The organism is Legionella sp. (assembly GCF_047605385.1).
Lineage (GTDB): Bacteria > Pseudomonadota > Gammaproteobacteria > Legionellales > Legionellaceae > Legionella.
Genome location: NZ_JASGFU010000033.1, coordinates 1 through 14,162 on the forward strand (window position 1 = coordinate 1; position 14,162 = coordinate 14,162).

Below are 14,162 nucleotides of genomic sequence, written 5' to 3' on the forward strand. Positions count from 1 at the left end.
ACTTCGCCGGAGCCCTTATTTGGATGCGTTAGAAATTTTGTTCACAGAACCTAGCATTAAGGAAATTTAGATGAATATCGGTTAACCATGCCAGTTTCATGTTTATTGACTCTGTAGGACAGTTAATTTCTGCTCGAGGAATTCAATTCGATCATCAGCGGCACCTCCGTATTGAGTAAAATGACCAGGAATAGCGCCTTTAAAAGAAGAGCTGCTCATGACTTCTTGTAACGAATTGACTAAATATTCACGTAGTTTTATATCTGAGTTATTGATTTCATCTATTATTTCATTCCGCCCATCTAGTATCGACACGATGTCTTCAAAATCATGACTGGCATAACAATCCATTTTGCCTCGAGTCCTGAATGCCTCAAATTTAGTAGCTAAAAAATATGGAGCTGTCACCACCCGAATTTCTATAGTGTCAGTTAGGGGATAAATAGTTGAAGCTGCAATAGCTTCTTTGTACCAGCGATTGCCAAATCCTAAAATTTTTTCATCAGTAGGCATCACATCCAAAATCACTTCATCATAAAACCATCGACAAATGACATCTTCAGATATCGACTTTTTAAAGCCTCGTTGTGTTAATTTTTTCTCAAGTTGGTGATACTGATTTAATGAAATAACGTCAACAATGCAATCAACATCTAATGTATAGCGCACATCAGGCACCAGAGGATCAGAAATAAATAATCCCGTAGTACATCTTCCAAGAAAAACCACATCATTTCGAATATCGCCTAATTTTGTTGCGATAAACTCTAGCATGCGGAGGTTTGCCAGTTTGATATTATTATCCAGCATGGTTTAATTTTTCCTTTAAAAGTGTCGTAGCAAGGTTGCGCTCTCGTGGCCGTCCTGAGCGTATAGTATCAATTAATACCAGTAATTCTTGAAAATCTGAGTCGGGATTTGCTCGTAAAGCCTTCGATAAATTAGGATGAATGGGCAATAATGCCACACCGCGAGCCTCTCCCATTGCATCAGGCCATACAGGAATAGGATCATTACCCAATGCGATCTTATCGCGAAAAATGGGGGCAGCAATAGCTGTTGGCGTTCCCCGAGTGTATTCACCCAATTTTCCAGGAAAGAGAAATTTGATTGCATGTATTAAAAATTCTTCTGCTGCATGCACATTGGGGAAAAGTTTTCCTTGTTTATCTTTTCTTACTAGGCTAGCCTCTTCCAATCTTTTTATACCTGCATTAATCTCAGCTAAGCTAATACCAAGTGCTGAAGATAATTGTCGCTGAGATATGTCTGTAGCGGGATGAGCTAGTAACTTTAATAGCACAACACAATCTTGTGATTTTAACATGGTATCATTCTTTGATTGTTGTAATAGAAGTATATCACAAGTGTTCGCTGTTCGCGAACAGAAGAACAGTGGACTTTAGGGAGTTGGGTTCAATTCCAAGAGCAGCACTCGATAAAGTGGGGCCTATTTGGGGGCTTTTTTAAAAACCACATTCAAATAATTACTGATTATCAATCAATTACATAACCAATGTTATGGACGCCCCCCCAAGAACATCCAACAAAATCCATAATCTCTTGTAAATACTAGGTTTAAATACCTCCTGCATCCACACTATATAGCCTGGTCGTCATAAATTGATTATAATCATCTACTTATGACGTTCTCATTAGATTTTCGTAAAAAAGTATTAAAGATAAGAGCAAAAGATGGTTTAAGTATCGAAGAGGTAGCTATTCGATTCGGTGTAGGCAAAGCAAGCGTAATGAGATGGCTTGTTGACCTAGAGCCGAAAAAGAAACGAAATAAGCCCGCGACAAAAATAGACATGGAAGCTCTTAAAAAAGATGTTGAAGCGAATCCAGATAGTTATCAATATGAGCGAGCTGCACGTTTTAATGTCAGTAACACAGGGATTCGTTCCGCTTTAATTCGGTTAAATTTAACCTATAAAAAAACATGGAATCATCCTAAAGTAGATGAGGAAAAGCGCCGTGCATTTCAAAAAAAGATAGCTTCTTATCAAGAAGAAGGACGTCCTCTGATTTACTTCTATCCAAAATGCAGGCCTCGTTCGATCATCTCAAGGCTTGCTTGCGCATATCTTTGGGAAATTTGCTGCCGCTATGGTACTAAGACTTTATCCAATTTTCGACTTTTGATTCGCATATATATAAGCTAAAATAATTTTAATTGTTTTTTAACATGAAATAATAAATCTACCATAACATGTTGAATTAAAAATGGTATCACTGCTTTGCGAATTTCTTTCTTAGACGGTGTACACCCTAAAGTTCGTGTACGCAGATAGGTCATTTCTTTAAATCCTATTTCATTTATGGCTGCATTGGTTTTCTGATGTTTATGAATGCGAAATGCCCCTAAAAAACGAGGAATATGAGCAAATCTGGCTCCGACATCACGAAAGCGTAAAAGCAAATCCCAATCCATAGCAAATTGGAATGATTCGTCAATGTGTCCCCCAATTTTATTCCAGATACTTCGTCGCCAAAATAAGGTTTCTTGCGGGATATAGTCAGTCCATGAAAGTACTTTGCTGTTATGCCCTGGTAAAATCCAGCGGCCAATCTCCATCTCCTGCTCATCAATGAGTAAGCGATTACCATATACTACATCAATTTTAGGATTTTGGGTAAAGTAATTTGCGATATGAATAAGAGTGCCTGGAAGTAGTAAATCATCAGAGTTCAGCCAACCCATTAGTTCACCTGTAGTGTGTAAAAATCCGCGATTTATTGCTTGGGCCTGGCCTGTATCTGCTTCAGAATGCCAACCTGAGAGTTGACTTTCATACTGCCTAAGGACTGCAACTGTGTTATCTTTTGAAGCTCCATCCTGGATAAAATATTCAAGATTAGGGTATTGTTGCGATAAAACACTCTCGATGGTCTTTGCAATATAGTTGCCTTGGGAAAAGGAGGGGGTAACAATTGAAATTTTTGGTGGGAATTTGGAAGAAAGAATGGGCTTACGTTTCTCAATTGATAAATGGCGTGCTGGATATTGGTTTAAATTACCAATACGCGGTTGAATTGCTTTAATTTTTTTTGCCAGTTCTAATCCAAATCGTTTCATTTCATCTTTCATTTTTTAGCCTAAGAGCAGATTTCTCAATTAAATAATGATTTAAACCAAACTGAATATGGCTGAGCCAACCACCATTTTAATGGGACGCTCCCGTATTGCTTGCGAACGATTTGCATCGCTTCCTTATAATGCAATCTTCTTTGTGTCTTGGTTTTAGTGTTCGCATGTTCGCGATTTACAGCTATAAAATTATCTACAAATCGTGGTGGGCCAAAGTTTCTATAAAGACGCCACCATAGATCGTAATCCATAGCCATATGTAACTTGGGATTAAGACCATTAATTGCTTCCCATGCAGTACGGCGAATTAATGTTGCTGGTTGTGAAATAATACAACGTAAGGCTAAGCGTTTTTCATTAAAAGGTTCAACCCATACGGGGTAATTTTTTTTTGATCGCTCAATAAAATTCCAAGAGCGACCATAAGCAGCTGCTGTATAGGGTTGCTCTTCTAAACAACGGACTAATTGATTTAATCCATTAGGTAACAGCCAATCGTCACTATTCAACCAACATACATAGGGCGATGTTCCTGCTGCGATGCCTTCATTAATAGCTGCTGCTTGTCCTGCGTCAGTATGACTTCTCCACCCAGATAAATGTTTTTCCCATTTGCGAATGATTGCAAGCGAGCCATCTGTAGAGCCGCCATCGACCACAAATACTTCTATAGGTAGATTTTGTTTGAAAATAGAGGCTAGTGCAGCATCCAGAAAGGGAGCTTGGTTAAAAGAGGGTACTGCAATGGTGATTAATAGTTCGTTTGCCATAGATTACATCCTGGTATTTGTTAAAAAATCATCATAAGTTTTGGCAATACCTTCGATTAACGCTGTTTTTGCTTCCCAGCCCAGTTGCCGCATTTTATTGATATCTAACACTTTACGCAAAGTTCCATCAGGTTTTGTAGGATCAAAAATAATTTTTCCTGAAAAGCCAATAACCTGCATAATAAGTTCTGCTAATTGGTAAATAGTAATATCTTGTCCTGTGCCCACATTATATAAACCTTCGGTACCACTTGATTCCATTAAAAAAACACAGGCCTCTGCCATATCATCCACATACAAAAATTCACGCATGGATTTTCCTGAACCCCAAACTATTAACTTCTGTTCATTTTTTAGTTTCGCTTCATAGGTCTTACGAATCAGAGCAGGTAATACATGACTATTCTCTAAGTCATAATGATCATTAGGTCCATAAAGGTTAGCCGGCATTGCTGAAATATACTGTAGATTGTATTGTTGATTATAACTTTCACATAATTTGATACCTGCTATTTTTGCTAAGGCATAAGATTCATTGGTTGTTTCTAATGGACCAGTCAGTAAATATTCTTCCTTAATTGGTTGGGGGCAATCTCTAGGGTAAATACAACTGGAACCCAAAAATAAGAGACGTTGTACACCAGCCTCTTTTGCTGCATGGATAATATTGGTTTCAATCATTAAGTTTTGATAAATAAAATCAGCGCGATAGGTACGATTTGCATGAATTCCTCCTACTTTAGCGGCAGCCAAAAATACATAGTCAGGTTGTTCTGTCTGGAAAAAATCATGAACTAAGGATTGAATTGCTAAATCCAATTCTGAGCGACTTTTGGTGATAATTTTAGTGTATCCTACTTGCTTTAAGCGACGGACAATAGCTGAGCCAAGCATTCCATTGTGACCAGCCACATAGATTTTAGATTGTTTTGTAATTTTATTCGTGGTAGTCATAAGCTAAAAATCCATTTTTTTTTTTTTGCATCCAAATTACCTAGATATAAATACGTAAGTTTAATTCGTACTTTTGGTTATTTTACGAGTAACAAAATTCTCCTCTTATATTTTACTTCCTGTAGGCCGTTTCAGAAAAAACGATGATACCCCCCCAACTGGCGTTATATAGTATATTACAAACTCAAAGTAAGAAAAAAGTCATAAAATGAATTAGACATACTAATTTTTTTTCTTTAGACTGACATAAAAATTAAATAATGTAGAAACCTGAAATTTAATAGGAAGGTAAAACGCTTACAAATATACTTAATTTATAATTGTATTTTTTATTACTATCAAGATTTGGAAAGTTATTATGACAGGGATAGCACAATTTAAAAACGGTTCTAATGTCTCTTGCCTTAATGGAAAGAGAATATGGATTACTGGCCATCAAGGAATGCTTGGGTCTGCTCTGGTGAGGTTACTCCAAAAAGATGGAGCAAATTTATTACTTACCACGCGCGAAGAACTTGACTTACAAAATCAACAAGCTGTTTTTCAATGGGTAGATGAAAATCGGCCTGAATTAATTTTCCATATTGGAGCAAAAGTAGGTGGAATTTACGCAAACTGCAATTTTAGAGCCGATTTTTTACATAGTAATTTGATGATTCAATCAAATGTCATTAATGCTGCGCATCAATTTGAAATACAAAAATTATTGTTTGTAGCCTCAAATTGTATTTATCCTACAAATGCTAGGCAGCCCATCTCGGAAGATGCTCTGCTTTTAGGCCCCCTGGAAGACAATATCCGTTCTTACGCCGTTGCCAAGATCGCTGGAATAGAAATGTGTCAAGCTTATCGGAAGCAATATAACCGTAATTTTATTTCAATAATTCCACCAAATTTATATGGTCCTGGAGATAATTATCATCCTCACCACAGTCATGTGGTTGCTGGTATTTTAAAACGAGCTCATGAAGCAAAATATTCAGGAGCTCCGAATTTTGTTGTATGGGGTGATGGCAGTGCGCGAAGAGAAATACTTCATGTTGATGATTTGGCTGCAGCACTGAAGCATTTGATGTTCACTGAAGTAAGTGATGATGTATTTAATGTGGGTTGTGGCCATGATTTCTTAATTGCTGATTTGGCCAGACTTATTGCAGAAGTTGTCGGTTATCAGGGAGCAATTATTTTTGATTCTTCTAAACCTAATGGGACCATGAGAAAACTGCTTGATAGTTCTAGAATACGGGCAACCGGTTGGGCCCCTCAGATTAATGAAATAATAGGACTACAAAGTGCATACCAAGATTTCATAGCACGCCTTGAATCTAAAACCCATGAACGATTTAAATCGGAGTTATTTACATGTTAACCGATTATATTTTATCAAAAAACCTCACTGGACGTTTTGCGGTAGTCAAATTGTGGCCTGAGCTTAAAGCTGCTGAAGATGAGTGCATTGCCCGACTGAAAATTGCTGCAGATGTATTAGGCCTCGAGTGCCTTGAAATTTACGCAGATGGCCGTTTTATTAATGATACTTCCCATATCATCACTACACATGATGTTGATTTTGTGATACATCTTCATTATGACACCCCAAAACTGTATGATGCATTTTCTTTCGTTACGCTCTGGAATCCCGTTCGTTTATATCACCAGTGGGGTTATGCTCGTTGTTCGCGCAATTTACTTTCGCATGATGATTTTCTTAGCTGTAGTTCACAACCTGCAGATAATCATGTTCGTCGTTTAATTAGAAACTCATCAACTCATCTGCCCCCGTTTTTTAATTTATATCCTTCTGTATCGGATATTGTTAATGCACCATCTTTAGGTGATCAAAAATTATTTTATGCAGGAATTAATTGGGATGTCCTTGGAGGCGGGGTTACGCGCCATCAAGAGTTGTTAAAACTTCTCGATAATTCTGGTGACTTGCGAATTTATGGCCCTCAAATATTTCAGGGGGTACAAGTTTGGAAGGGATATAAAAGTTATGTCCGAGAAATTCCCTTTGATGGAATTTCAATAATCAAAGAGATCTCCACAGCAGGAATTTCTTTAGTTTTATCCTCAGAAGCACATAAACAATCTGAATTGATGACCAATCGTTTATTTGAAAGTATTGCTGCTGGTGCAGTGATTATTTGTGACGAAAATAATTTTGCCAAGCGGTTTTTTGGTAATACCCTTCTTTACATTGACACTCGATGTGAAGTCGAAAAAACAGCCGAAGCTATTTTTAAGCACCTGATGTGGGTCAAAGAAAACCCTGAGTTGGCGCTTGAAATGGTCAGTAAAGCACAACAACTTTTTAAAAAGCATTTTTCATTGAAGAAAAATATACAGGATTTATATGAAGGGCTTCTTGAAAGAAAACGTAAAATTCGCGAAACGATTTATCCTGAGAATCTCAAAAAAATAAAAGTAAATGTATATTTTTTGATGCCAGAGTATCGGGGTAGTGTATTGGAGTCTCATATTGCAAGTATTACGACGCAAGATTACACGCATTTTTCTGCTACACTAGTTATAGATAAGATGGAAGCTGCAAAGAATCATAAGCATTTGCAATCCATGGTCAATCGATCACCGGTTTCAATAGAAATTCTCGAAGTGGATTACTATCATTACGGAGCCGATAAGAAAATCAAGCGATTACATAATCTTGGTGAAGTGATATTACATCTTGTAAATAACTTATCTAAAGACGCTGATGCAATTTTATTTGTTGCACCAAACGAAAAAATATTTTCAAATCATCTGAGTATTCTTGCGGGGAGTTTGGCACGCAATCCAAATGCAGGATGTGCCGCAAGCGCGGTTATTTTAAAACATCAACATTGCTCTTCCTACGGTAGCCAACACGAAACGATTGATTTTCGTCAGTTATCTCTATCTGAACCTATAGGCTATAGTCGGTTTATTTTTCGTGTATCTATGTTAGCAAACGATCTTGATATCGCTTTACCATATCTTCACAAAAAAACCATGGCAGCTCTTATTGATAATAATAAATTAGTGCAAGAAGCTCCCGCAACGGTTTTTATCCAAACCAGTATTTTATTTCCGGCGGGTAATTGGGATGAAGGGCAAGAGAATGAACTACTTGGCAGTTATTGCCCGACAGTTTTTAATGCATTCAGTGGCTTTGAAATTAAATTGCCTGCTATATCTCACGAACGTCCGAGGGTGATACAGAAAAGATCTAAACACGTTAAATGGGTAATAGCACAGATACGTGCATTGCATCAAGAGGGATTATCTGCACGGGTCCATGCAATGAAAGTAAAATTTAAATCAGTAACTCAGAAATGAAAATTATATGGATCATTCATGGTTGTATAAAGTGATTAAACAAGAAGAAGATATTAAGGAAAATGTTAGCACCTTAGGAGTGATTTCACTAAAAAGTGATTTTTACTCAATAGATTCCGAAAATGGTTTAAGGGCAAAGACCATCTCTTTGGATAAAGAAGAGACTTTTGCTCATGGATAATTGTATGAGTATAGATCAACAAAAAGACTATAGCCTTGTTGTGACGGGACCTGCATCTCTTGATTTCGATGCCATAGAACAACTACAACAATTTGCGTTTTCCAAAATCATTGAAAAGACAGGAACCGGTTATTTGTTTACCGCACCTTATTATCGTTGGAAATATTCGGCTCCCGCCGGTAACGCAAAAATCGCGCTACTTCATGATAAAGAGGGGCTTGTTGCTGTAAACGCTATGTATCCTTTGAATCTTCTTGCTAATGGAGAGTGGATACAAGGGTGGCAATCCTGTGATACAGCAACTCATCCACGTGGTCGTAGAAAAAGTTATTTTGTACAATGTATTAAAGCACTAAGCAATGAAATTGGCGAGGAGGCTATATTTTTTGGTTATCCAAATCATACTTCTAAACCAGGATTAGAACGATGTGGATGGTCTCATCATAGTGATGTGCGAACTTGGTTTCGTGTGCTTCCAGGACGTAAAATCACTGGATTTCATTTCATAGAGCAGATTGAGAATTTTATGTCAGAGCAGGATGCTTTTTCGCGGCAACTTGCTGCTGAAGGTGGTGTCACGCTTGATCGAAGTTCAGCTTACATGAATTGGCGTTACAAACAACATCCTTTTCATCACTATGAAATTTATGGCTGGCGAGAGAATGGATGCCTTCTTGGTCTTATTGTTCTAAGACAGGCTAGAATTTTAGGTAAAGAATTAGCAATTGTTATGGAAACACTCGCATTGTATCCTTATGTCGAGAAAAAAATGTTGCTTTTTGCAGCGGCATGGGGACGAGAACGCAAAGTTACTCATACTCTCTTATTGAACAATACCACTCGATTAACAGCGGGTATTTTAAGCGGGTACGTTCCAATTTTTAAGTGGGCTTTACCAAAACGACAAATATTAATGGGAACTGCTTCTGGCATTCGTGCCAAGCAGGTGTGGGATATGCCGTGGCGCATACAGATAGGAGATTGGGATGGTTTCTGATTTTTTACCTTCAGTAACATGTAGGTTTTGTAAAGGGTTTATGTATTTGCGGCACCCTGATGTTTTTCATCCATTTAAACCCGATCATGGTCCTTTTAATATTCATTTATGCAGCGATTGTGGTTCTTGCCAAACGGATCCGATGCCCTCTAGTGAGAGCCTGGAAGCCTTATATGGTTCTTACCGTGATGGTTTACCCGATCTCCATCGTACGATAACAGCAGATGATCCACAAACCGCTTTATATGAAAAATGTATTTCGCGAATTCACAATTTATCAAATAGGAAAGCAGAGGAAACGTTTACCTGGATAGATGTTGGTGGAGGTGGAGGCGAGTTCTCAGCATTGATGGCAGCAAAATTTCCATCGAGTCGAGGGATCGCTATTGATTTACATTCTCAGCCAAAATTGCTCAACAATGTCTCTACTGTGGAATGGCGTCAAATTGATATTAATCAAGAAATGTTTTCAGCGAATCTTCCGCAGTTTGATGTAGTTGCTTCGATTGCTGTATTAGAACATGTGCTATGTCCCGATAAATTTATTAGTAATCTTTTTCGGCTACTGCGTCCCGGTGGCATGATATATCTCATGTGCCCAAACAATGCAAGCCTTGCAGGACGATTACTTGGGCGAAGATGGCCTTATTTTAATCCTGGAGAACATTTAGCAATACCAACACCATCTGGGGTGATTAATTGTTTGCAAAGAGAATGGCGTTCGTTTCACAGCAATGATGAGCATGTCATGATAGGAGCTCGTCCGATAATGTTACCTTATACCCTTCGTTATGTTTTTCGGCGTTTAGGTTTGGATAGAGTTGGAAAATGCTTTCCAGCGGGATGGCGTCTTCCTATACCTTCTGGAGCACTTGAGGCAACAATGACTTGGAAAGTAGCTGAGGGTGCAAGATGAGAATTGCTCGGCATTTTTATGCATAACAATAAAGGACAGTTAAGTTGATTACTGAAAATTTACAGCCTGTTTTTACCATCGAAAAACTCCTGGATCGAATACTGAAAAAATTAAGTATTTCTATGGTTATAATTTTTAACCATATTATAAAATATAATGAACTTATTTTAGCCTTTTTGAGTACCCTGGTATTTTTCTTGCCGTCTTTGAAAGCTAAATCTCTGGAGGCGGGATTGTTATATACTGGAGATATTCTTGGGTATTATGTACCAGCGCTAATAAAAACGCATTCTCTTTTAGCAAGTCATCATCTTTTTGCTATTGATTATTCTCTTTTTAATGGAAGTTCTGATTTTTTTTTGAACGCCAATTTTTTCCCCTTGCATCCCATTGTTATTCTTCATAGCTTATTAGTATCGTTTAAAGGGGTTTCCAGCATTTCTACCGGACATTTTCTGGTCTTGATGCTTGCATTTCATACCTTCTTGGCGTGTTATTTTTCTTTGAAACTCTTTGCACGGTACTTTCATTTTGAATTTGGAATGACAGTGCTGGTTGCACTAGGGTTCGCTTTCAGTTGGTATACAGTAGCTGCCATGGGTGAGCCTCCATTTATGTTTTGTGCAAGTATTATACCGTGGATTATTTATGGAGTACTTCGTTTTACGGAAGAATCTTCTTTAAGAATACTTATCAGCAGTACACTTCCCGTAACCATTGCACTCCTAGGTGGTTATTTACCAATGGGGCTTGCAGCACTTCTTCTTTCTGCGGTACTTGTTGCAGCTTTGGTTCTTTTTATTAATAAAACAGAAAATGGTAATACAGAACAACGTGTTCGGCTACTTATTATGGCTTCCCTGCCATTTTTTCTGGGTGTGCTGGTTACCAGTCCTTATTTATATGCAGTATATAACTTTCATCATATGACAACAGGTTCTATGAGTCCTGGGCTTTACTATAGTGCGCATCAATTAGCGGAGCTACCACAATCATTTATCCGACTGCTCTCATCTCATTTTGTAGTTCCTGGTCCTTTAGCAGAGTTTTCTGTTTATTGGGGGGTTATTGCTTTGACAATTTTTGCCCTTTTCTTTTTAAACCCGAAAACATTAGCTTCGTTAAATGAGAAGGAATGGAGAATTTTTAAAGTTGCAGGAATTATCTATTTTGCAACGGTTCTAGCAATTTATGGTGAACACAGTGTTGTTAGCAGCTTTGTTTATTATTTAGTTCCACAAATTGGCACAATGCATATCTATCAACGCTTTTTGCAACCGGCTCAGTTATTGCTCATGATAATGATTGCATTAATGCTTAAAGCAGTGATTGAATCAAGACCCAAAAAATCCATTCAAATAGCGTTAATCATCTTAGTTTTTATTTCATTTGCATGTGGTTTTTTAATGACCTTTCGTTCTGAATATGCATTAATGTTTGGAATAAATAATTATCTTCTTTTTGAACTGTTGCTTGGTTGTCTGTTTACAGGTTTATTATTGATCCCAGGAAAAGCTTTTGTTTATTTTGGTACTGCAATCTTGTTTTGTCTCCCGGCATTTAATTCGATGTATACCTTATCGCTTAGCGGTAATACTTTTACTGCTGCACAGCAACGACAGCCCATGGTTTTGAATCATGATGCTCAAGCGAAATTACTTCAATATTTACAGCGCTTCAATGATAAACCGATTATAAAATATGTAGATATTACACCGCTATGGAATAAAGCCGGTGTTGAAACGTTTCCTAAAGATTTTCCGTATTTGGTATTGAAAAAAATTAACCTTTCATCCTATGGCGGTGCCACTTTTTATCTTTCTGCATTAGCTAGTTACATCAACAAAATGCCGGTAGGTGGTAATGATGTAGTACTTAATCCTGATTGGCATTGGCTTGAAGAAACAGGAGCAGATTTTATTATCGCTACCAAAGAGCAGCTCGTTACTAATAAGTTTGTCCATACATTAGCACAGAGAAATAAACCAGAAGATTTATATTATATGCCCAATGATGCGGTTCTCATTCCATTAAGATTTGGAAATAAAGAATCTGCTCTTTTCGATAATGGTTATTTTAAAATTTATCCCTTAACACCTTTTGCAAAAGCATCAACCAATCTTGCATTGTACAAGCTTGCTAAGCAAAGCGGTATGGACACAGGCGCACCTGCTCAATTGGTTGTCGACGGCAATACAGATGGAAATTTTGCCCATGGCACAGTGAGCCACACCTCAAATGATCCAAATGCTTGGCTCGATATCGATATTGGAAAAAAAGACCGCATTGATAGCATAAAAATTTGGAATAGAACGGATTGTTGTAGTGAGCGTCTTAATGATTATTGGGTATTTATTTCCAATATTCCTTTTTCATCCACAGATACCGTAGACGATTTGCGAAAACGGACAGATACTTGGGGAATAGAGGGTACTCCTACACGCTTAATGTCTATGATTAGTACCGGTGGGGTCGAAGGACGTTACGTGCGTGTTCAGCTTTCAGGTAAACAGCCTTTGGCAGATAGCTATTTAAGCCTTGCTGAAGTAGAAGTATTAAAATCTGAATCTTCAGCTGCAAATATTAAGAATACGTCTTTTAAAAACAAGGATTTTTATTCTAATAATGCGAATTACATGCGAATCGAATTCGAAGCAGATGCGCCTACTACCATACAGTATTTATTTTGGAATAACCCGCGAATTCACTATTATTTAAACGGCAAAAAAGCGACAGTTCACAACGATAATGGTTTGATGTCTATCGCTGTACCTGCAGGTACAAATATCATTGAAGCGCGTTATGTCCACTGGCCTTTAATCTTATTTTGGTTATTTTATGGAATATTTGGCGTTCTTCTATTATGGGCTTTTATACCCGAACGCTTAATTATTGTGCTTAAATCAATTTTTCAAACCCGCCGAGGAGTACATGGATCTTAAGGATAAAAAAATTTTAGTTACCGGTGCTGATGGTTTTATTGGAAGCCATCTTGTGGAAGCTTTATTAAAGCAGGGATGTGATGTTCGTGCTTTTGTGTATTATAATTCGTTTAATAGCTGGGGTTGGCTTGATACATTAGCATTGGAGGAGCGTAAACGCATTGACGTTTTTGCCGGAGATATTCGTGATCCCAATGGTGTAAATCAAGCGATGAAAGGATGTGATGTTGTATTTCATCTGGCAGCTTTAATTGCAATTCCTTTTTCGTATCATTCTCCAGATTCCTATGTTGATACTAACATTAAAGGGACGTTAAATGTACTACAAAGTGCGAGACAGCAAAATACCGAACGTGTTTTAATTACCTCAACTTCAGAGGTTTATGGTACCGCTCAATACATACCTATCGACGAAAAGCATCCTTTTCAAGGACAATCGCCTTACAGCGCATCAAAAATCGGCGCCGATCGCTTAACTGAATCCTTCTATCGTTCGTTCCAAACGCCTATTGTTATTGTTCGTCCTTTTAATACCTATGGGCCTCGACAGTCAGCAAGAGCAGTTATCCCTACTATCATTACACAATTGCTTTCTGGTGAAACAAAATTACGGCTTGGGTCATTAGTACCTACTAGAGATTTCAATTATGTTAAAGATACTGTCCAAGGATTTATTGCTTTGGCGAAAGCTGATGAGGCTGTAGGCGAAGAAATAAATATTGCGACAGGTAGAGAGTACTCTGTTAAAGACATAGCACTTCGATTAATTGCTGAAATTAATCCTTCAGCAACAATTCTGAGTGATGAGCAGCGACTGCGCCCTGATGCTTCTGAAGTATTTCAGCTCTTGGGGGATAACGCAAAAATCACTGGATTAACCGAATGGAGACCTCAATATAATTTAGAAGAGGGGTTAAAGGATACCATTTTGTGGTTCAAGCAAGCAGAGAATTATGCCAGATATAAGTTCTGGTTATATAATGTTTAACA

Annotated in this window: 13 protein-coding genes; 8 read left to right on the forward strand and 5 right to left on the reverse strand. The window is 37.8% G+C overall.

The window, feature by feature from the left end:
- Window positions 1-102: 102 nt before the first annotated feature.
- Both QM652_RS08820 and QM652_RS08825 read right to left on the reverse strand, forming a co-directional pair.
- A complete protein-coding gene (locus QM652_RS08820; RefSeq protein ID WP_415074908.1) occupies window positions 103-810 on the reverse strand; it encodes a hypothetical protein in 708 nt (235 codons plus the stop codon).
- Window positions 800-1,327, reverse strand: a complete 528-nt coding sequence (locus QM652_RS08825) for a hypothetical protein (RefSeq protein WP_415074910.1) — start codon at window positions 1,325-1,327, stop codon at window positions 800-802. Before QM652_RS08825 ends, QM652_RS08820 begins: the two co-directional genes overlap by 11 nt.
- A 316-nt stretch (window positions 1,328-1,643) precedes the next feature.
- Between QM652_RS08825 and QM652_RS08830 the strand changes: the two genes are divergently transcribed.
- On the forward strand, window positions 1,644-2,168 hold the full coding sequence (locus tag QM652_RS08830; protein ID WP_415074912.1) for an IS630 transposase-related protein: 525 nt from the start codon (window positions 1,644-1,646) through the stop codon (window positions 2,166-2,168).
- Here the strand turns inward: QM652_RS08830 and QM652_RS08835 are convergent.
- From QM652_RS08835 to QM652_RS08845, 3 genes are read right to left on the reverse strand one after another with little or no spacing between them, the layout of a single operon-like run.
- Window positions 2,165-3,094, reverse strand: coding sequence for a glycosyltransferase family 2 protein (locus QM652_RS08835; protein ID WP_415074914.1), 930 nt, complete (start codon window positions 3,092-3,094; stop codon window positions 2,165-2,167). The two genes, QM652_RS08830 and QM652_RS08835, sit on opposite strands and share 4 nt — an antisense overlap.
- Before the next feature lie 23 nt (window positions 3,095-3,117).
- A complete protein-coding gene (locus QM652_RS08840) occupies window positions 3,118-3,864 on the reverse strand; it encodes a glycosyltransferase family 2 protein (protein ID WP_415074916.1) in 747 nt (248 codons plus the stop codon).
- A gap of 3 nt (window positions 3,865-3,867) precedes the next feature.
- The gene (locus QM652_RS08845; protein WP_415074918.1) at window positions 3,868-4,818 is read right to left on the reverse strand and encodes a GDP-L-fucose synthase family protein; all 951 of its coding nucleotides are present in this window, start codon (window positions 4,816-4,818) and stop codon (window positions 3,868-3,870) included.
- A gap of 358 nt (window positions 4,819-5,176) precedes the next feature.
- Here QM652_RS08845 and QM652_RS08850 point away from each other — a divergent pair, with 358 nt between their 5' ends.
- From QM652_RS08850 to QM652_RS08880, 7 genes are read left to right on the forward strand one after another with little or no spacing between them, the layout of a single operon-like run.
- Window positions 5,177-6,187, forward strand: a complete 1,011-nt coding sequence (locus QM652_RS08850; RefSeq protein WP_415074920.1) for a GDP-L-fucose synthase family protein — start codon at window positions 5,177-5,179, stop codon at window positions 6,185-6,187.
- Entirely contained in the window at window positions 6,181-8,136 is a 1,956-nt protein-coding gene (locus QM652_RS08855; protein ID WP_415074922.1) for a hypothetical protein, read from the forward strand. Before QM652_RS08850 ends, QM652_RS08855 begins: the two co-directional genes overlap by 7 nt.
- A gap of 7 nt (window positions 8,137-8,143) precedes the next feature.
- The gene (locus QM652_RS08860) at window positions 8,144-8,317 is read left to right on the forward strand and encodes a hypothetical protein (RefSeq protein WP_415074924.1); all 174 of its coding nucleotides are present in this window, start codon (window positions 8,144-8,146) and stop codon (window positions 8,315-8,317) included.
- Window positions 8,318-8,321: 4 nt separating this feature from the next.
- Window positions 8,322-9,314 carry a GNAT family N-acetyltransferase gene (locus QM652_RS08865; protein ID WP_415074926.1) on the forward strand — a complete coding sequence of 331 codons (993 nt, stop codon included), beginning with the start codon at window positions 8,322-8,324 and terminating at the stop codon, window positions 9,312-9,314.
- A 40-nt stretch (window positions 9,315-9,354) separates the two neighbouring features.
- Window positions 9,355-10,230 (forward strand): class I SAM-dependent methyltransferase, encoded by an 876-nt coding sequence (locus QM652_RS08870; RefSeq protein ID WP_415074928.1) that lies wholly within the window; start codon window positions 9,355-9,357, stop codon window positions 10,228-10,230.
- A 44-nt stretch (window positions 10,231-10,274) separates the two neighbouring features.
- Window positions 10,275-13,172, forward strand: coding sequence for a discoidin domain-containing protein (locus tag QM652_RS08875; RefSeq protein ID WP_415074930.1), 2,898 nt, complete (start codon window positions 10,275-10,277; stop codon window positions 13,170-13,172).
- Window positions 13,162-14,160 carry an NAD-dependent 4,6-dehydratase LegB gene (locus QM652_RS08880; protein WP_415074932.1) on the forward strand — a complete coding sequence of 333 codons (999 nt, stop codon included), beginning with the start codon at window positions 13,162-13,164 and terminating at the stop codon, window positions 14,158-14,160. Before QM652_RS08875 ends, QM652_RS08880 begins: the two co-directional genes overlap by 11 nt.
- Window positions 14,161-14,162: the final 2 nt, after the last annotated feature.